This is a genomic window from Yoonia sp. (assembly GCF_017854415.1).
Lineage (GTDB): Bacteria > Pseudomonadota > Alphaproteobacteria > Rhodobacterales > Rhodobacteraceae > Yoonia.
In genome coordinates this window covers 1-18047 of the sequence record NZ_JAFMHR010000060.1, presented here as the reverse complement: position 1 = coordinate 18047, position 18047 = coordinate 1, and the positions used below count along the sequence as shown (strand labels likewise).

The 18047-nt window shown below is 54.5% G+C and carries 15 protein-coding genes; 14 read left to right on the top strand and 1 reads right to left on the bottom strand.

Features of this window, described 5'->3' with window-relative positions:
• Window positions 1–206: 206 nt before the first annotated feature.
• From QZ197_RS08560 to QZ197_RS08505, 12 genes are all read left to right on the top strand, one after another.
• The gene (locus QZ197_RS08560) at window positions 207–1211 is read left to right on the top strand and encodes a Gfo/Idh/MocA family oxidoreductase (RefSeq protein WP_296431470.1); all 1005 of its coding nucleotides are present in this window, start codon (window positions 207–209) and stop codon (window positions 1209–1211) included.
• Window positions 1208–2824 (top strand): CoA-transferase, encoded by a 1617-nt coding sequence (locus QZ197_RS08555; protein ID WP_296431469.1) that lies wholly within the window; start codon window positions 1208–1210, stop codon window positions 2822–2824. The genes QZ197_RS08560 and QZ197_RS08555 overlap by 4 nt, the downstream gene beginning before the upstream one ends.
• Window positions 2821–3588 carry an enoyl-CoA hydratase/isomerase family protein gene (locus QZ197_RS08550; protein WP_296431468.1) on the top strand — a complete coding sequence of 256 codons (768 nt, stop codon included), beginning with the start codon at window positions 2821–2823 and terminating at the stop codon, window positions 3586–3588. The genes QZ197_RS08555 and QZ197_RS08550 overlap by 4 nt, the downstream gene beginning before the upstream one ends.
• A 42-nt stretch (window positions 3589–3630) precedes the next feature.
• A complete protein-coding gene (locus tag QZ197_RS08545; protein WP_296431467.1) occupies window positions 3631–5118 on the top strand; it encodes an aldehyde dehydrogenase family protein in 1488 nt (495 codons plus the stop codon).
• Between the two features lie 52 nt (window positions 5119–5170).
• Entirely contained in the window at window positions 5171–6421 is a 1251-nt protein-coding gene (locus QZ197_RS08540; protein ID WP_296431466.1) for an ABC transporter substrate-binding protein, read from the top strand.
• Between the two features lie 64 nt (window positions 6422–6485).
• Window positions 6486–7382, top strand: coding sequence for a sugar ABC transporter permease (locus QZ197_RS08535; protein WP_296431465.1), 897 nt, complete (start codon window positions 6486–6488; stop codon window positions 7380–7382).
• The gene (locus QZ197_RS08530; RefSeq protein WP_296431464.1) at window positions 7382–8263 is read left to right on the top strand and encodes a carbohydrate ABC transporter permease; all 882 of its coding nucleotides are present in this window, start codon (window positions 7382–7384) and stop codon (window positions 8261–8263) included. The genes QZ197_RS08535 and QZ197_RS08530 overlap by 1 nt, the downstream gene beginning before the upstream one ends.
• A gap of 4 nt (window positions 8264–8267) precedes the next feature.
• The gene (gene ugpC / locus QZ197_RS08525) at window positions 8268–9380 is read left to right on the top strand and encodes a sn-glycerol-3-phosphate ABC transporter ATP-binding protein UgpC (protein WP_296431463.1); all 1113 of its coding nucleotides are present in this window, start codon (window positions 8268–8270) and stop codon (window positions 9378–9380) included.
• Window positions 9381–10874, top strand: coding sequence for a GMC family oxidoreductase (locus QZ197_RS08520; protein ID WP_296431462.1), 1494 nt, complete (start codon window positions 9381–9383; stop codon window positions 10872–10874).
• Between the two features lie 65 nt (window positions 10875–10939).
• Window positions 10940–12529 carry a GMC family oxidoreductase N-terminal domain-containing protein gene (locus tag QZ197_RS08515; protein ID WP_296431461.1) on the top strand — a complete coding sequence of 530 codons (1590 nt, stop codon included), beginning with the start codon at window positions 10940–10942 and terminating at the stop codon, window positions 12527–12529.
• Between the two features lie 3 nt (window positions 12530–12532).
• Complete coding sequence (locus QZ197_RS08510; protein WP_296431460.1) at window positions 12533–12847, top strand: Dabb family protein; 315 nt, start codon at window positions 12533–12535, stop codon at window positions 12845–12847.
• A gap of 114 nt (window positions 12848–12961) precedes the next feature.
• Window positions 12962–13996, top strand: a complete 1035-nt coding sequence (locus tag QZ197_RS08505; RefSeq protein ID WP_296431459.1) for a LacI family DNA-binding transcriptional regulator — start codon at window positions 12962–12964, stop codon at window positions 13994–13996.
• On the opposite strand, the gene QZ197_RS08500 is transcribed toward QZ197_RS08505, so the two are convergent.
• Window positions 13993–15162: a Gfo/Idh/MocA family oxidoreductase gene (locus tag QZ197_RS08500; RefSeq protein WP_296431458.1), complete on the bottom strand. Its 1170-nt coding sequence runs from the start codon at window positions 15160–15162 to the stop codon at window positions 13993–13995. The genes QZ197_RS08505 and QZ197_RS08500 overlap by 4 nt on opposite strands.
• 205 nt (window positions 15163–15367) lie before the next feature.
• On the opposite strand from QZ197_RS08500, the gene QZ197_RS08495 reads away from it, so the two are divergent.
• A complete protein-coding gene (locus QZ197_RS08495; protein ID WP_296431457.1) occupies window positions 15368–17464 on the top strand; it encodes an FAD-binding protein in 2097 nt (698 codons plus the stop codon).
• Window positions 17458–18047 (top strand): sugar kinase (locus QZ197_RS08490; RefSeq protein ID WP_296431456.1); only part of this gene is annotated, 590 nt, incomplete at its 3' end. The genes QZ197_RS08495 and QZ197_RS08490, both read left to right, overlap by 7 nt.

Below are 18047 nucleotides of genomic sequence, written 5' to 3'. Positions count from 1 at the left end.
ATAGCTTGCACAAAACTGTTCATTGTAGTCGCTGCCCGGATTTTCGTCCGGCGCAGATGGCACTTAGTTATTTTCTGCAGATCGCCCATTGCCCAGAGTTTTGTCTTTCTTCCATGCCTCCGGACGACCCGCGGTTAAGTTTTATGTTGACTCAATGTCGCAATTTCACTTAGTTATTGGAACGTTCCAATTTTGGGGGAAATGGTGTGAACTGGGCGCTTATCGGTGCCAGCACGATAGCTGGACAATACATCGCTGATGCAATTCGCGCGCAAGCTGCAGGTGAAATCATCTGGGTTGTTAGCGGCTCGCAGGCCCGCGCAACATCCTTTGCCAATGCTCACGGTATCGCCAATACAACATCCGATTTGGATCAAGCATTGCAAGACCCACGGGTTGATGCTGTCTACATTTCCTCGACCAACGAAAAGCACCACGCCCAAGCGCTGGCCGCAATCGCGGCAGGCAAGCATGTCTTGTGCGAAAAGCCGTTGGCAACGACACTTGTAGACGCAATCGATATTGTCGGTGCTGCAAATGCTGCTGGCGTCATGTTTGCCACCAATCATCATTTGCGTTGCGCTGGAAGTATTCAGGCAATCGCTGCTTTGGTTGCTGACGGGACGATTGGCCAAGTGCTTTCCATGCGCATTTTTCATGCCGTTCACCTGCCAGAACATCTGCGTGGTTGGCGGCTGGATAATCCTGTTGCTGGCGGCGGCGTCATCCCTGACCTGACTGTGCATAATGCGGATGTTGCACGCTTCGTGCTTGGTGAAGACCCGCAAAACGTTTCAGCCCAGATGGGCGTGTCAGGCATGGGGCAGGGCGTCGAGGATTCGGCAATGTCGGTCTGGATGATGCCATCTGGCGCGATGGTCTTGAGCCATGATAGCTTTACGCATCCATTCGCGAAATCGGGGATAGAGGTACACGGCACAAAAGGGTCAATCATCGCCAAGGGTGTTTTAGGGCAAGACCCCGAAGGTACGATAGAGTTGACGACAAAAGACGGCCAGCAGAACATCCCTTTTGCCAAACACAGTCTTTATGTCGAAACCGTTCGTCGGTTTGTGCAGGCTGCCGCGGGCCAAGGCGCGCCTGCGGCAACCGGCTTGGACGGTGTGAAATCTCTCGCGGTTGCACTTGCTGTGCGCGAAGCTGCACGCTCTGGAATACGTCAAAAAATCGATTATGGGGACCGCGCATGAGCAAGGTTAAGACTGCTGATCAGGCCGCGGCACTGATACCTGACAATGCGATCCTTACTGTATCGTCTTCGTCTTCTTTGGGCTGTCCCGATCTGGTTCTCAAGGCTATCGGCGCGCGGTTTGACGTCGAGGGTCACCCCAAAAATTTAACGTCGATCCATCCTATCGCCGCTGGTGACATGTACGGCGTGAAGGGTGTGGATCACATTGCAAAAGATGGTCTGCTAACACGCATTCTGGGGGGGTCATATCCGTCAGGCCCGTCCTCAAAGCCGATGCCTGAAATTTGGAAAATGGTCGTTGAGAATCGCGTCGCGGCCTACAATGTCCCGTCTGGCATCTTGTTCGATATGACCCGCGAGGCAGCAGCCAACCGTCCTGGGGTTCTGACCAAAGTCGGAATGGACACGTTTGTTGACCCGATCCGCGAAGGCTGTGCGATGAATGAGAAAGGGGCCGAAACCCCGATCGTCAAACGCGTCGAATTCGACAATGATACATGGCTGCATTTTCCCAATGTTGTGCCCAATGTTGCGATTTTGCGGGCCACCACCGCCGATGATCACGGCAATCTTACGTATGAACACGAAGGGGCCTATCTTGGCGGGTTAGAGCAGGCGATTTGTGTGCGAAACCATGGCGGTATCGTCATTGCCCAAGTCAGCCGTGTGACCACACGCGGTTCTCTGCGTCCGCATGATGTACGTGTGCCGGGGCATTTGGTTGACCTAATCGTGGTTGACCCTGATCAAAAGCAAACCTGCGAGACCCTGTATGACCCTGCGATTTCGGGGCAGGTGATGCGCCCTTGGGATAGCTTTGCCTTGGCCGAAATTGGCGTCGAGAAAATTATCGCACGCCGCGCCGCGATGGAGTTGAAGCCGGGCATGACCGCGAACCTGGGCTTTGGCATCAGCGCGATGGTGCCGCGTATTTTGTTAGAAGAAGGCCATCCCAACGCGGTCACATGGGCCGTTGAACAAGGTGCCGTCGGGGGCGTTCCGTTGACCGGATTTGCCTTTGGCTGTGCGTCGAATGCCGATGCTTTCGTGCCCTCGCCTCAGCAGTTTATCTACTTTCAAGGCGGCGGGTTTGACGTGTCGTTCCTATCGTTCCTAGAGGTCGACATTGCAGGCAATGTGAATGTCTCGAAATTGGGAAAAAAGCCCTATTTGACCGCTGGTTGTGGCGGGTTTGTCGACATCACATCGGGTGCAAAAAAGATCGTGTTTTCGGGCTGGTTCGAAGCAGGCGCGCAGATTGAACTGTCTGACAAAGGCATCGAAGTCAAAGCGCCGGGTAAATTCACCAAGATGGTCGAAGCGGTCGAGCATGTCACCTTTTCAGGGGCGCGATCCCGCAAGCTGAACCAAGATGTGATCTACATCACGGAGCGTTGTGTGATGCGATTGGGCGACACTGGCCTTGTCATAACAGAGCGTTGTGTGATGCGATTGGGCGACACTGGCCTTGTCGCCACCGAAATAATGCCCGGCATTAATCCTGAACGCGATATCGTGGCGGCCTCTGGCGGTCGTGTGACGGTGGCGGAAGATGCAATAACACTGCCGCTGTCATTGCTGGCTGATGGACCGATGGGGTGGGGTCAATGAGTTCTGTTCACCTCATCCATCACGGCAACATCGCGGAATTGCGGTTGGATAATCCCGCGAAGATGAATGCGTTTACCGTCGCGATGCTGGATCAGCTTGCTGGTCATTTGGATGCGATCACGCGCAATGCTTCGGTCGCCGCCGTGATGGTGACGGCCGTGGGTGATCGTGCGTTTTGCACCGGCGCAGACATTCTGGGTTGGGGCGATATTGGTCCTGCAGAATTTGCGCGCCATTGGGTGCGCGACGGGCACCGCATTTTTGATCGATTGGCGCGGCTGTCAAAGCCGACAATCGCGGTCTTGAACGGCCACGCCTTTGGTGGCGGGCTAGAACTTGCAGCGGCGTGCGACATCCGTGTGATGACGCCCAAAGCAGCATTGGCGTTGCCAGAAGCAGGCGTCGGGATCGTACCAGGCTGGAGCGGCACACAGCGGTTGTTGCGACTATTGCCGGAACCAATGGTCAAAGAAATGGCCCTTTTTGGAAACCGGATAAAGGCGGACCGCGCATTGGCTTGTGGCTTTGCCACTGCCGTTGACGATGATCCGCGCGCTGTTGCTTTGGCCTTGCTTGAACGCGCGGTCACGCTTTCGCCGCGCGCTGTCGAAATTTCGAAATCCATGATTCATGCGGCCCAAGACGAAGACAAGGCCGCGATGATTGAAAGCTTGGGCAGTGCCGCAATTGCCGCCACAGATGACCGCGCAGAAGGCGTCGCCGCTTTTCGTGACAAACGCACACCAAATTTCTCGGGAAAGTAATTTATGTTGGACCTCAATATCCTCTCTGAACAGACCGTTGCCATGCCTGACGCTGCATATCAGGCACGGCACTTCATCAACGGTGTGTTCGTAGACAGCGCCGATGGGCAAAAGTTAGATCGTGTGTCGCCGTCGCATGGCATTGTCGTCAGCCAAGCTGCACTTGGGTCCGAGACAGAGACACAAGCAGCGATCAAAGCCGCGCGCGCGGCGTTTGACGATGGTCGCTGGAGCAGCCTAGCGGCCAAAGAACGCGCCGCAGTCTTGTACAGGGTCGCAGACCTGATTGAACAAAACGAAGAACGCTTGGCTGTGATGGAAACGCTGGAAAGCGGTAAGCCGATCAGTCAATCACGCGGCGAATGCGGCGGTGCGGCGGATTTGTGGCGCTATGCTGCGTCGCTTGCCCGCACGGCGCATGGTGACAGTCACAACACACTTGGCGCCGATATTCTTGGTGTCGTGGTCAAGGAACCGATTGGCGTTGTGTCGATCATCACCCCTTGGAATTTCCCGTTCTGGATTCTGAGCCAAAAGCTGCCTTTTGCTTTGGCTGCAGGCTGTACCTGTGTGGTTAAGCCCTCTGAAATGACGCCTTCGACGACGTCGATGTTGGGCGAAATACTGGTTGAGGCTGGCCTGCCTGCGGGCGTTTGCAATATCGTCCTTGGACTGGGAACGCCCGTTGGCAGTTTGATGACCACGCATGATGACGTGGATATGGTGACATTCACCGGCTCGACCGCCGTGGGCAAAATGATTACCAAATCCTCGGGCGAGACGCTGAAAAAGGTCGCGTTGGAACTTGGTGGCAAGAACCCGCAAGTGATCTTTCCTGACGCGGACCTTGAAAATGCCGCTGATGCAGTAACCTTTGGTGTGTATTTTAACGTCGGGCAGTGCTGTAATTCATCGAGCCGGATTATCGTGCACGAAGATATCGCCGACGCATTTGTGGAACGCGTTGTCGCCCTTTCGCGCAAGGTAGTTTTTGGCAATCCGATGCACCCTGACACCCAAGTCGGTGCAATCGTGACTGAAGACCACAAAGCCAAAATCGACGGATATATCAAAGACGCTATCAGCGCGGGCGCCGAGATATGCATTGGTGGCCAGGTTCTAGATGTGCCCGGTCTGGGCGATCAATTTTATCAGCCAACGGTTGTGCGCGGTGTGACGCCCGATATGGCGATTGCCCGTGAAGAGGTGTTTGGACCTGTATTGACAGTACTGACGTTCAAGACGTTTGATCAGGCTGTCGCGCTGGCCAACGATTCTACTTACGGCTTGTCAGCAGGCGTCTGGAGCGAGAACGTCCACACCTGCCTTGAATTTTGCAGACGCGCGCAAGCAGGCACGGTTTGGACAAATACATGGATGGACGGGTTCCCGGAACTGGCCTTTGGGGGGATGAAACAGTCCGGGCAAGGTCGCGAAATCGGACGTTACGGATTTGAAGAATTCCTTGAGGTGAAATCACTTGTGATGCGCATTGGGCGCACGCGGGCACCTTGGGTGAAAACGGACTGACGGACCCAAGTGGTCCGCAGAATACTAACGCAACAAACGGGAGGAGACCTCAATGCGTGGTTACTTTGGAAAGAAAACAGCTACGGCCATGGCACTCATGGCTACGACAAGCATGGCATATGCCAACGATGTAGAAGTTCTACACTGGTGGACATCTGGCGGTGAAGCTGCAGCGCTGAATGTGCTTAAAGACGATCTGGCAGGCCAAAATATTGGTTGGCAGGACATGCCAGTTGCTGGCGGCGGCGGAACCCAAGCGATGACAGTACTGCGCGCACGCGTCACTTCGGGCAATCCACCAACAGCCGTTCAGATGCTGGGCTTTGACATCACTGATTGGGCCATGGAAGGCGCACTTGCTGACCTGAATGGTGTGGCCAGTGACGGCGGATGGGCTGAAGTTGTACCTGCTGCGTTGCAACAGTTTGCTGTCTACGAAGACCAGTGGGTTTCGGTTCCGGTCAACGTGCACTCGACCAACTGGGTCTGGGCGAACAAAGCTATCATGGATGAACTCGGCCTCTCCGAGCCGCAGACATGGGACGAATTTGTAGCCGCAATGCAAGCAGCGCAAGATGCCGGTTATGTGGGTTTGGCCCATGGCGGTCAGCCTTGGCAGGATGCGACAATCTTTGACGGCGTCGCAATGGGCGTCGGCGGTCCAGAGTTCTATCAGTCCGCATTTGTTGATCTGGACGAGGACGCACTTGGTTCAGACACCATGAAAGAAGCGTTCGACCGTATGGGCGTTTTGCGCGGTTTCGTTGATGACAACTTCTCTGGTCGCGATTGGAACCTCGCATCTGCCATGGTCATCAACCAAGAGGCCGCATTTCAGGTCATGGGTGACTGGGCAAAGGGTGAATTCTTAAACGCGGGCAAAGTTCCGGGTGAAGACTTCCTTTGCTTCCGTCTTCCAGGCAGTCAAGATCAGGTGACTTTCAACTCTGATCAGTTCGCGATGTTCTCGCAGGGTGATGCGGTATCCGCAGAGCAAGCAGCACTTGCCGAGGCGATCCTTTCGCCAAGCTTCCAGATTGCTTTCAACAAAGTAAAAGGTTCCGTGCCTGCACGTACTGATCTGGACGCAAGTGATCTGGATGCCTGCGGTCAGCGCGCCTACGAGGAATTCCGTGCGGCAGCTGCCAGCGGCAACTTGTACGGCTCAATGGCACACGGCCACGCCAACCCAGCGGCTGTTAAGAACGCGATGTATGACGTGATTACAGCGCACTTCAACGGCGAGTTCGATTCTGCGACTGCGGTCGAAGAGCTCGTGACTGCTGTCGATATCGCCAAGTAAGCAATACGAAAATCGGGAAAGCGCTGCTGCGCTTTCCCACCTCCCTTTTCAAAGGAAAATCCCGATGTCACAGGTTGCTCAGAACCGCCGCCGCAAAGACTGGCTGCGCGAAGCTTTGCCAAAAATCGTTTTGAGCCCAAGCTTGGCGATGGTGTTGGTCTTTGTTTACGGATTTATCTTTTTCACTTTTTATCTGTCTTTTACGGACAGCCGTATCTTGCCGTCTTATGGGCTTGTCGGTTGGGAAAACTATTCAAAGCTGTTCCGCATCCGGGCTTGGGACACTGCTGTCACCAACCTGTTGATCTTCGGATCGCTTTATATCGTGATCTGCTGCGCGCTTGGCCTGACCCTCGCCATTCTGCTTGATCAGAAAATTCGCGCCGAAGGGTTCATCCGCACGATCTATCTTTACCCAATGGCACTTAGCTTCATCGTGACCGGCACCGCATGGAAATGGTTTTTGGATCCCGGCATCGGCCTGCAAGCGGTTGTGCGCGGTTGGGGTTGGGAAAGCTTCACCTTTGACTGGATCAAAGACGGCGACATGGCGATTTATACCATCGTCATTGCGGCAGTCTGGCAGACCAGCGGCTTTGTCATGGCGATGTTTCTGGCAGGCTTGCGCGGCATCGACAATGAGGTGCTGAAGGCCGCACAAATCGACGGTGCATCAAATTTTGCGCTGTATCGCCGGATTGTTATCCCACAGCTGCGCCCTGCGTTCATGTCCGCATTTGTGGTGTTGTCCCATATGGCGATCAAGTCCTATGACTTGGTAATCGCGCTGACAGGCGGCGGGCCGGGAACGGCGACCGAACTGCCTGCGACCTTTATGTATTCATACACCTTCACCCGCAATCAGATGGGCATCGGTGCAGCTTCGGCGACGATCATGTTGATGGCGATTGCAGCGATCATGGTTCCCTACATCTATTCCGAACTTAGGGAGAAGAAGTAATGTCCAGTAATGCAACCGCAACAGTTGTACGCACCGGATCTGGCGCGCGCTTTGTGATCTACACGCTTTTGGCGCTGTTCTCTCTTTTCTATCTGCTGCCGCTTTATGTCATGGTCGTAAACTCGCTAAAGCCGCTCAGCGAAATTCAGGCGGGCGGTATGATGGCCTTGCCAAATGAATGGACGTTTGCACCGTGGTCAACAGCGTGGTCGACCGCGCAAATCGGGGTCGAGGCCACAGGCCTGCGTCCGTTCTTTTGGAATTCGATCATCATGGTTGTACCCGCTGTGGCGATCTCGACCGTGCTTGGGGCATTGAACGGATATGTCCTGACTAAATGGCGGTTTCGCGGCGACACGATTATCTTTGGTTTGCTGCTGTTTGGCTGCTTTATCCCGTTCCAGATGGTGCTGATCCCGATGGCGCGAATGCTGGGGATTGTGGGTCTTGCGGGAACGGTGCCGGGGCTGGTGTTTGTTCACCTTGTCTACGGTATCGGCTTTTCAACGCTCTATTTTCGCAACTACTACCAGCAATTCCCGACCGAGCTGGTGCGCGCGGCAATGATCGACGGGGCAGGGTTCTTTACAATTTTCCGCCGGATCATGTTGCCGTCGTCCGGGCCTATTGCGGTCGTCTGTATCATTTGGCAATTCACCAATATCTGGAATGATTTCCTGTTTGGTGCGTCCTTCTCTGATTTTGATAGCCAACCGATGACGGTGGCGTTGAACAATCTGGTCCAATCTTCGACGGGCGTGAAAGAATATAACGTCCATTTCGCAGGCGCGATAATGGCCGCTTTGCCAACCCTGTTTGTCTATATCGTCGCTGGCCGCTACTTCGTGCGCGGTCTGATGGCTGGTTCTGTGAAAGGATAATCCTATGGGATTTCTCGATATCAAAAATGCGACCAAATCTTATGGCGCGGTCAAGGTGCTACACGAAACCGATATTTCGATCGAAGAAGGCGAGTTTCTGGTGCTGGTCGGCCCGTCGGGATGTGGCAAATCCACGTTGCTGAACATGATCGCAGGTCTCGAGGAGATTACCTCGGGTGATATTGCGATCAAGGGACGGTCGATGGCTGGCGTGCCACCTGCAGAGCGTAACATCGCAATGGTGTTCCAGTCCTACGCGCTTTACCCGAATATGAACGTCGGGCAAAATATCGTCTTTGGTTTGGAAATGCACGGCGTCCCAAAGCCTGAGCGTGAAAAGGCCATGAACGATGTGGCTGACCTGTTGCAAATCCAGCCATTGCTCAAGCGAAAGCCAGGCCAGTTGTCAGGCGGACAGCGTCAGCGAGTTGCAATGGGGCGCGCACTTGTGCGCAATCCCGATGTGTTCTTATTCGACGAACCACTGTCGAACCTTGACGCCAAATTGCGCGTGGACATGCGCACAGAGCTAAAGAAGCTGCACCAAAGGCTGAAGACCACGATGGTTTACGTCACCCATGACCAGATCGAAGCACTGACGCTTTCGACGCGGATTGCGGTGATGTTCGGGGGCCATGTCCAGCAACTTGGAACGCCCAAAGAAGTTTATGACAACCCTGCCAACATGTTTGTTGCTGGCTTCATGGGGTCCCCGTCGATGAACCTATTTCCGGCACGTATTGCTGTTGAGAACGGGCAAGCGGTCGCGGAAACCGAACTTGCGGATGGCACGAAAGTCACGCTGCCTTTCCCCAAAGAACGCGGGTTCGCAAAACATGACGGCCGCGAGATCGTGCTAGGTCTTCGCCCAGAGGTTATCACTGATCGCGACGGCGCAGACCGGACAAGCCAATCGGTGCACGTGATCGACGCCCATGTTGATATCACAGAACCCGCTGGATCGGACACATTTGTCGGTACACAACTGGGTGGCAAAGCAGTCACAGGCCGGTTCCGCGCTGATGTCGACGTTCATGCAGGGCAAGTATTTCCATTCGCGATCAATATGGAAAAAGCGGTGGCGTTTGATCCGAAAACCGAGGCGCGGATTTCCTAAATGCCTGACGGGCCGGATATAGTCATTATCGGCTCAGGGATGGGCGGGGCGACGCTGGCTGCCGCACTCGCGCCGACTGGCCGCAAAATTCTGATCCTGGAACGGGGCGATCACCTGCGCTGTTCCATGTACGATCGCGATGAAGACGCCATTTTTGCCAAGGGCCACTATCGTCCCGATGAACAATGGTTAGATGGCGATGGAAAGCCGTTTCACCCGGGAAATTATTACTACGTTGGTGGCAATTCAAAATTTTACGGGGCCGTGCTTCTGCGTTATCGCGCGCAGGACTTTGGCGCATTGCGGCACATGGGCGGCACGACACCGGGTTGGCCAATCAGCTATGATGATCTTGAACCGTACTACGGCAAGGCAGAGCACCTTTATGCCGTGCGCGGTCAAATCGGCGAAGACCCGACAGAACCGAAACATTCCTCGAAATATCCATTCGCGCCTGTCCCGGACGAATCTGCGATCAGTGATCTGCGGGCACGGCTGTCGTCGGTCGGACTGCATCCCGCATCGCTGCCTCTTGGGGTCGATCTTGACCGCTGGCTTTCGCGGGCAAAGACGCCTTGGGATGCATTTCCGGATACGATCGGTGGTAAACGCGACGCCGAAAGTGGTGGGCTGCGCGCAGCTCTTGCGCATGGCAACGTGACCCTGCGGACCCAATGCAGGGTCACGCGATTAATCGTCGGGGCGAACAACGTGATATCGGGCGTTGAACTGGACACGGGCGAAATCGTATCAGGCAAAACAATCGTCCTTTCTGCAGGTGCGGTGCAAAGTGCGGCTTTGTTGCTGGGTTCGGCGAACGCGCACCATCTGAACGGTATCGCTAACAGTTCCGATCAGGTCGGCAGGAATTTCATGAACCACAATTGTTCTGCCGTGCTGGCGTTGCACCCGTTTCGGATGAACCCTTCAGTTTACCAAAAAACCTTGATGGTGAATGATTTCTATTTAAGGGGTGGTCCAGATGGCGCGCCCTTGGGCAATATCCAGTTGCTTGGCAAAATATCTGGGCCGATCCTCAAGGCGTCGTCCGGATTGCCGAAAATCGCGGCCAACTGGATCGCGCGACGGTCTATCGATCTTTATGCGATGTCCGAAGACCTGCCAAACCCCGAAAGCCGCGTCAGTCTTAAGAACGGCCAGATCGTGCTGGATTGGAAGCGCTCGAACTGGGACGCGCACTTGATGTTGGTGGCAAAGCTAAAGCGGATGATGCGCAAGGCAGGCTATCCGGTTGTGATGTCGCGCGCGTTTGATCGGCGCACGCCATCGCACCAATGCGGGACTGCGCGGATGGGGCAGGACCCTGCAAAATCTGTGGTTGATAGCTTTGGACGCAGCCACGATCACCCCAACCTTTTCATCATGGATGCGTCGATTTTACCGACATCGGCGGCGGTGAACCCTGCGTTGACGATTGCAGCGTTGGCGATCCGCTGTGCAGAAAACTTTGACGATCACAAGCTGACAGCATGAAACGTACCATCAGACGGATCACCCGCAGCGCAAACCCGTCACGCGTACTTATTTAGGAACACGGCATGGCCAATGGATACGACTTTATCATTATCGGCGGCGGCTCTGCGGGCTCTGTTCTGGCGGGGCGCTTGTCAGAGGATCCATCAGCCGAAGTACTGCTGTTAGAGGCAGGCGGCAGTGACAGGCACCCGTTCTATCACCTGCCTGCAGGTTTCGCGAAAATGACCAAGGGCATCGGCAGTTGGGGGTGGGACACCGTTCCGCAGCGCCATATGCAAAACAAGGTTTTCCGCTACACACAGGCTAAGGTTATCGGTGGTGGGTCAGCGATCAATGCCCAAGTTTACACCCGTGGAAACGCGCAAGACTATGACGATTGGCGGCAAAAAGGCTGTGATGGCTGGGGTTACGATGATGTTCTACCCTATTTCAAAAAAGCCGAAGACAACGAAACCTTCGAGAACAAATTCCACGGCAAAGGTGGTCCACTTGGCATAAGCAATCCACGCGCCCCTTTGCCGATTTGCGATGCGTATTTTGAAGCAGCAGCAGCGCTTGGTATTCCCCGCAATCTGGATGTAAACGGTGAGACCCAAGATGGCGTTTGCTTTTATCAGCTAAATCAAAAAGATGCGCGCCGGTCATCTGCGGCGATGGCCTATGTTGCGCCAAACCGGCACCGCAAGAACCTGACTGTGAAACTGGGCGCGCAGGTGCGCCGTTTGGTCGTCAGGGGTGGACGCGCAACGGGCGTCGACCTTGTTGACGGCACACATCTTGTGGCCAACACCGAAGTTATTCTGGCTTCTGGGGCGATTGGATCGCCGCGTTTGTTGCAGCTGTCAGGGATAGGTCCTGCCGACCATCTGCAATCGCTTGGGATCGATGTTGTCTATGACCAGCCTGAGATTGGCGCAAACCTGCAAGACCATCTTGATCTTTATTGCATCAGCGAACTGAGCGGCCCTTATAGCTATGATCGTTATGCGAAACCGCATTGGGCTGCTGTCGCTGGCCTGCAGTACCTCTTCGGACGCAAGGGGCCTGTGGCGTCATCGCTGTTTGAAACAGGTGGTTTTTGGTATGCGGACCCTGACGCAAGATCGCCGGATCTGCAGTTCCACCTGGGATTGGGGACGGGCATCGAACATGGCGTTGCGGTGATGCCGCAAGGCGGTGTGACACTCAATTCTTGCTATTTGCGCCCAAGGTCGCGCGGCACGGTGCGACTACAAAGCGCGGACCCCGCCAAGGCACCGCTGATCGACCCAAATTATCTGCAAGACCCGCTTGACCGCGAAATGACGATCAGAGGGTTAAAGTTGACGCAAGAGATTTGCGCGCAAGATGCGCTGAAACCCTATATCCTTGCCGAACGGCTGCCTGGGCCTGATGTCAAAACTGACGACGACTATTTCAACTTCATTTGCACCCATTCAAAGACATCGCATCATTGTGCAGGGACATGCCGCATGGGGCCAGATGAGGGCGCAGTCGTTGACACCCAACTGCGGTTCAACGGGATCGAGGGTCTGCGCATCGTCGACAATGCGATCATGCCAACTGTGATTTCCTCAAACACCAACGCCGCCGCGATTATGATTGCAGAAAAAGCGTCTGACATGATCAAAGCCAACTATGAAATGGAATAAATTATGATCCGCCACATTGTATTCATCAGGTTTAAACCTGAAATCAGTGACGCCGGAATAGCTGCAATCTTTGACGAGCTTTACGCCATCAAAGACAAATTGCCGGGCGTTCTGAGTATCACCTCGGGCAAAAGCGAAAGCCCCGAGCAAATGGAACGCGGCTATATGCACGGGTTTGTCGTGGATTTCGTCGACTGGGACGCATTACAAGCCTATCAGGATCATCCAGATCACAAACTCCTTGGCGGCAAACTGGTTGCGAATGCGGTTGCGGGTATCGACGATATTCTTGTTTTTGACCTGCCCGTCAACGACTAGAGCCATCACGGGCATTGCGGGTAAGACATCAGTGACCTACTGCAAATATCAGTTCACGAAATGCGCGGTAATGCGTATCGTTGTACCTAATATGCATGTCAGGATTGATCACCAATGAGCGCCCGTAATCGTCCTACGATCATTGATGTCGCGAAAAAAGCTGGCGTGTCCAAATCCACAGTGAGCCTCGTTTTGCAAAACAGCGCGTCCGTGCGCGAAGAAACGCGGGTTCATGTACGCAAAACAATGACCGAGATCGGGTATGTTTATAACCGTTCTGCGGCCAACATGCGCGGTTCGAATGCGGGTCTAATTGGATTGGTTATCAACGATCTGCGCAACCCGTTTTTCACCGAGTTCGCAACCTCGCTGCAGATGGCGTTATCCGAAAGCGGGTATGCCACCGTCATAGCAAACACCGATGAAAACGCGCAACTCCAAGAGCAAGTTGTGAGTTCGATGATCGAACATGGTGTATCGGGACTGATTATCTGCCCGACCTATGGTGGATCGACTGCGACGTTTGACGCCATCGCGCGCGCCGGAATTCCTGCGATGCAGATGTTGCGCCGGATTGACGACAGGCTTGACCTGTTTCCATTCACGGCACCTGATTATGGCGCTGGCAGCAGGGCGGCCACCATGCATTTGATCGACCAAGGTGCGCGCAAGATTGCCTTTGTTGGCGGTCTGGAAGGGCGGGCTGTGACCGAAGAACGCAAAGCGGGCTATCTGGCGGTTCTGCAAGAGAACGATATGGAGCCGCTGGTTTTGAGCGGTCGTTCAAGTCGTGCCTTTGGGCGCGAAGTTGCCAAAACACTGCAGCGCGATCTGCCCGAAGTAGATGCCGCCGTTTGCTTTAACGACCTTGTGGCATTGGGCATGCTGTCAGGATGCCACGAGGTGGGGCGCAAAGTAGGAAGCGATTTCCGCATCGTCGGCTTTGACGATATCGAAGAAGTTGCCCAGTGTTTTCCTGCCCTGTCTTCCGTCCGGTGCGACATCGCAGAGATCGGAGAACAGGCGGCAAAAACGCTCGTTGCTTGGCTTGAAAAAGGCTCACCGCCACCACCAGAAAGCCGAACACCGATAAGTTTGACGATCCGCGGCTCAAGTGGTCGTTGCAGTTGGATTAACTTCGATATCTAAGCCGTTGGTATATCAACCCATTGCCGTTTTTCTGATGATGTCATGCAAGCATCAACAATCTGCGCTATGTGGTGTCCGTTTTCAAATGTCGGCCACATAGGTTGCTGCGACACGATGGAACGGATGACCTCTGCGACCTCGATGATTTTGGACTCGTTATACCCAAGTGCGAAATTCGGCAGCGGTAGAAATGCTTTGTAGGTTTCGTTTTCGGGTCCGACGTCGATCTCGCGAAAACCCCGCCGACCTGTGGGGTCATCGTTGGAATAATACCTGATCCTGTTCACCTCGTCGTAGGTGTAGGCAAGGCTGCCTTTGGTGCCATAAATCTCGTAGGTTTGCATGAACTTGCGCCCCGTTGCGACACGGCTGAAATCGATAATCCCGCTTGCGCCATTTTCAAAACGGCACATAACGTTCGTTGCATCGGGGTTGGTCACATCTGCCCAGTCTTCCGTCCCGTCAAGCGTCACCTGTTCACCATAAGCAAGGCCATCGATCTTTGGGCGGCGCGGCGTCACGATTACATTGTCGGCGATCAATGTGCTGACCCGTCCGACCAGAAAATCCATAAAACTAAAGATATGTGTCCCTGTGTCGCCAACGATACCCGTGGGCGCAAGTGTGCCATCGGCCCGCCACATGAACGGCGTCAGCGGGTTGGCGAACACGTCAACATGCTGACATCCCCGGAACATCTTGATGTCACCGATTTCGCCTGCATCGATGATCTCCTTAGCAAGATCATGCACCGGATTGCGGGGAAACGCATGTCCGACGCGGGTTATCAGGCCTTTTTCTTTCGCGATATCGGCCAGTTCGCGCGCCTCTTTTGCTGTATTTGCAAGTGGCTTTTCGCAATAGACGTGCTTGCCTGCCAACAGCGCCGCTTTGGCCACCTCATAGTGCATATTGTCGGGCAGGCAGATATCGACCAAGTCTATTTCTGGATCGGCAATCGCTGCACGCCAGTCTTGCAAAATCCGCGCTTGGGGGGTGCAGGCGGCCAATTCCACGGCTGCGGCAGGATTGCTGGCAACCAGGATTGAAACCTCGGCAGTTCCCCCCGATGTGCCAAAGAAATGGGGAAAAGTCTGATAGGCCATCGTGTGGACTTTGCCCATCCAACCTGACGCGCCGAGGACAGCAACATGTATTGGTTTCATCTTTTTTTCCCTAAAGAGCCGCCGAGCCGTCCGTAATTGGAACGTTCCATATCGATAACTGAAAGGTGTAACATCAGTCAATGCAATGCATGCACGGATCCGCTGGATCATGTTGACGCCTTTTGAGCAAAAGTGTAACTATAATTGGAACGTTCCAATGACGCATCTTTAGAGGTGCTTATGTGCTGAATATGGACCTGCAACTGTGACAAACCCAATCCCACAAGACATTCTTGACGCGCTAACGGATGTCGAAATGCCGCGGCTTTCACCAGAGCCGGAGTTGTCCGACTTTATTGAGGTCGGCGGTCATAACATCCCGATACATCATAGCGGTTGCGTGATTGTAGGAAGCGGGGCAGCTGGCCTGCGTGCCGCTGTTGAGCTGAAGCGTAGGGGAGGTGATGTCATTGTCGTGTCGCAAAGCGCTTGGGGCGGGACATCAGCCTGCTCTGGGTCTGACAAACAGACATTGCACACGGCAAACACATCGGACCAAGGCGATAATTTCAAGGCAATGGCCCAATCAATACGCGCTGGCGGCGCAATGGACGAAGACACTGCCTATATCGAAGCGGTCGGTTCGACCCGCGCGATGGGGTCTTTGCAGTTTCTTGGTTTGCCGTTGCCGCAGGACCCGCTTGGCGGAACGTTGCGCTATAAAACGGACCACGATGAAGTTGGGCGCGCCACAAGCTGTGGGCCGCGCACGTCGCGGCTAATGGTCAAGGTGCTGGCGCAAGAAGCGATCCGGCTTGGTATTCCGTTCTTTAACCAAACAACGGGGATCAAGATTCTAACCGAAGGGGAAGGGGCCGCAAGGACATCGAGAGGCATCCTTGCAATTCGCCCAAGGGCGCAGACCGCTGACAACCCCATGGGCCTCGTGCTATTCCAAAGCAACGCGCTTGTCCTTGCCGCAGGAGGTCCGGGAGAGCTTTACCGCGATAGCGTGTTTCCAAACGGATGTTTCGGGTCGCTGGGGATGGCACTCGAGGCGGGTCTGGAACTCGTCAATCTGACAGAGAGCCAGTTCGGGATCGGGACGCGCCGCGAAGGATTTCCGTGGAATCTATCGGGAACTTACGTACAGTCCATGCCACATATCTTTTCAATGGATGAGGCGGGCAAAGAGCATAACTTTCTTGCTGACTACTACCGCACCACGCAGGAAATGGTGTCGAATGTGTTTCGCAAGGGCTATCAATGGCCATTCCATGCGACGCGTATGCTGGATTTCGGGTCTAGCCTTGTGGATCTTGCGATATACCGCGAGGGGCAATTGGGGCGGCGGGTCTTTATGGATTTCAACCGCAACCCCATTGGGATCGCCGGGGATCAACCTTTTAGCCGCGACCGCCTTGATAAGGACGTCAAAACCTATCTTGAAACTGCGGGGGCGACGCAAGACCTACCAATTGACAGGTTGCGCCATATGAACCCTCTCGCGATCGAACTTTATCGTCGCTACAAGGTTGATATCACCGTCGCACCTTTGGAATTTGCGGTGAACAATCAGCACATGAATGGTGGCATTGCCGTTGATACTTGGGGCCGTACCAATCTACGCGGCATCTATGCTGTTGGCGAGGCGGCGGGTACGCATGGCGTTACCCGGCCTGGTGGATCCGCGTTGAATGCGGGGCAGGTTTTTGGCACGCGCGTGGCTGAAAACGTTGCAGCAAGCGGCATTGCGGCGATGCCAGCACAAGCAGATATCACCAATGTTGCGACCAAGGCGGTTGCCCATATCGGGGCGGTCTTGCGACCTGAAAGTCCATTGAAATTTCGCGCTATCCGCACGGCCATTCAAGCGCGCATGAGTGATCATGCAGGGCTCATTTGCAGCGCAGAGGATGTCACTGCGGCACTTGCGCAGGCCCGCGATCTTTGTGAAGAGATCCGTCAAAAGGGTCTGAGTTATGACCGACCCGGGGAAATCGCCCGCACGATACAGTGGCAACAAATGGCCATCGCATCACAGGCCGTATTAACAGCGCTAGATCACTACTTAAGTCACGGCGGCGGCAGCCGCGGCGCGCGCGCCATTTGTGACCCCAACGGTGATGCCGTGCCAGACTCCAAGTCTGGTCCCCTAAATGATTTCCGGTTTCGTTCGGAAACCTCGCACGACCATGAAAAGCAAATTCTTGTGCGGCTCGAAAATGATGAAATTCAAACTTCAGAGCGCCCAAACAGGGTCTTTGACGAGGATGCAAAATCCTTTTTCGAGCGTGATTGGCCCGCTTGGTTGACCGGCGCAATCTATGATCTGAGAACCGAGAAAACATCAGAATGCTGACATTCAAGAACACAAATGTGGTCACGGTCGGCGAAGCGATGATTGAAATGGCAACTGTGGGTGAAGGGCTTTATCGCCGCGCGTTTGCGGGGGACACTTTCAATACCGCGTGGCATATGGCGCAGGTGCTTGAAAACAAAGCAAACATAGGGTTTGTGACACGTGTCGGGCAGGATGATCTATCTCACAGTTTTCTGACCGAAGCGGCCGCAGACGGCCTCGATGTTTCGGGTATCAGCCGTGATCCGGTGCGCACGATGGGGTTATATCTAATTTCATTGAAGGGTGTCGAACGCAGCTTTGCGTATTGGCGCGACACATCTGCGGCAAGACTGCTGGCGGATGATGAAACTGCACTTGCCAATGCCTTTCAGGGTGCGGGTCTTATTCATCTATCCGGGATTACGTTGGCTATCTTATCCCCGTCAGCGCGGGTTTCTTTGATCAAAGCCTTGGCACAGGCCCGTCGCAATGGCGCTGTCGTTTCATTTGATCCCAATATTCGCCCTCGCCTGTGGTCGTCGCACGAAGAGATCACACAGACGGTGCAGCGGGTTCTGGATGTGACAGACATTGCATTGCC

What these genes read in the sequence shown, in the direction of transcription:
- QZ197_RS08530 (WP_296431464.1), top strand. Translation starts at nt 7,382, where the DNA reads ATGTCCAGTAATGCAACCGCAACAGTTGTACGCACCGGATCTGGCGCG.
- QZ197_RS08500 (WP_296431458.1), bottom strand. Translation starts at nt 15,162, where the DNA reads ATGAAACCAATACATGTTGCTGTCCTCGGCGCGTCAGGTTGGATGGGC.
- ugpC (WP_296431463.1), top strand. Translation starts at nt 8,268, where the DNA reads ATGGGATTTCTCGATATCAAAAATGCGACCAAATCTTATGGCGCGGTC.
- QZ197_RS08540 (WP_296431466.1), top strand. Translation starts at nt 5,171, where the DNA reads ATGCGTGGTTACTTTGGAAAGAAAACAGCTACGGCCATGGCACTCATG.
- QZ197_RS08545 (WP_296431467.1), top strand. Translation starts at nt 3,631, where the DNA reads ATGCCTGACGCTGCATATCAGGCACGGCACTTCATCAACGGTGTGTTC.
- QZ197_RS08515 (WP_296431461.1), top strand. Translation starts at nt 10,940, where the DNA reads ATGGCCAATGGATACGACTTTATCATTATCGGCGGCGGCTCTGCGGGC.
- QZ197_RS08505 (WP_296431459.1), top strand. Translation starts at nt 12,962, where the DNA reads ATGAGCGCCCGTAATCGTCCTACGATCATTGATGTCGCGAAAAAAGCT.
- QZ197_RS08550 (WP_296431468.1), top strand. Translation starts at nt 2,821, where the DNA reads ATGAGTTCTGTTCACCTCATCCATCACGGCAACATCGCGGAATTGCGG.
- QZ197_RS08520 (WP_296431462.1), top strand. Translation starts at nt 9,381, where the DNA reads ATGCCTGACGGGCCGGATATAGTCATTATCGGCTCAGGGATGGGCGGG.
- QZ197_RS08535 (WP_296431465.1), top strand. Translation starts at nt 6,486, where the DNA reads ATGTCACAGGTTGCTCAGAACCGCCGCCGCAAAGACTGGCTGCGCGAA.
- QZ197_RS08510 (WP_296431460.1), top strand. Translation starts at nt 12,533, where the DNA reads ATGATCCGCCACATTGTATTCATCAGGTTTAAACCTGAAATCAGTGAC.
- QZ197_RS08555 (WP_296431469.1), top strand. Translation starts at nt 1,208, where the DNA reads ATGAGCAAGGTTAAGACTGCTGATCAGGCCGCGGCACTGATACCTGAC.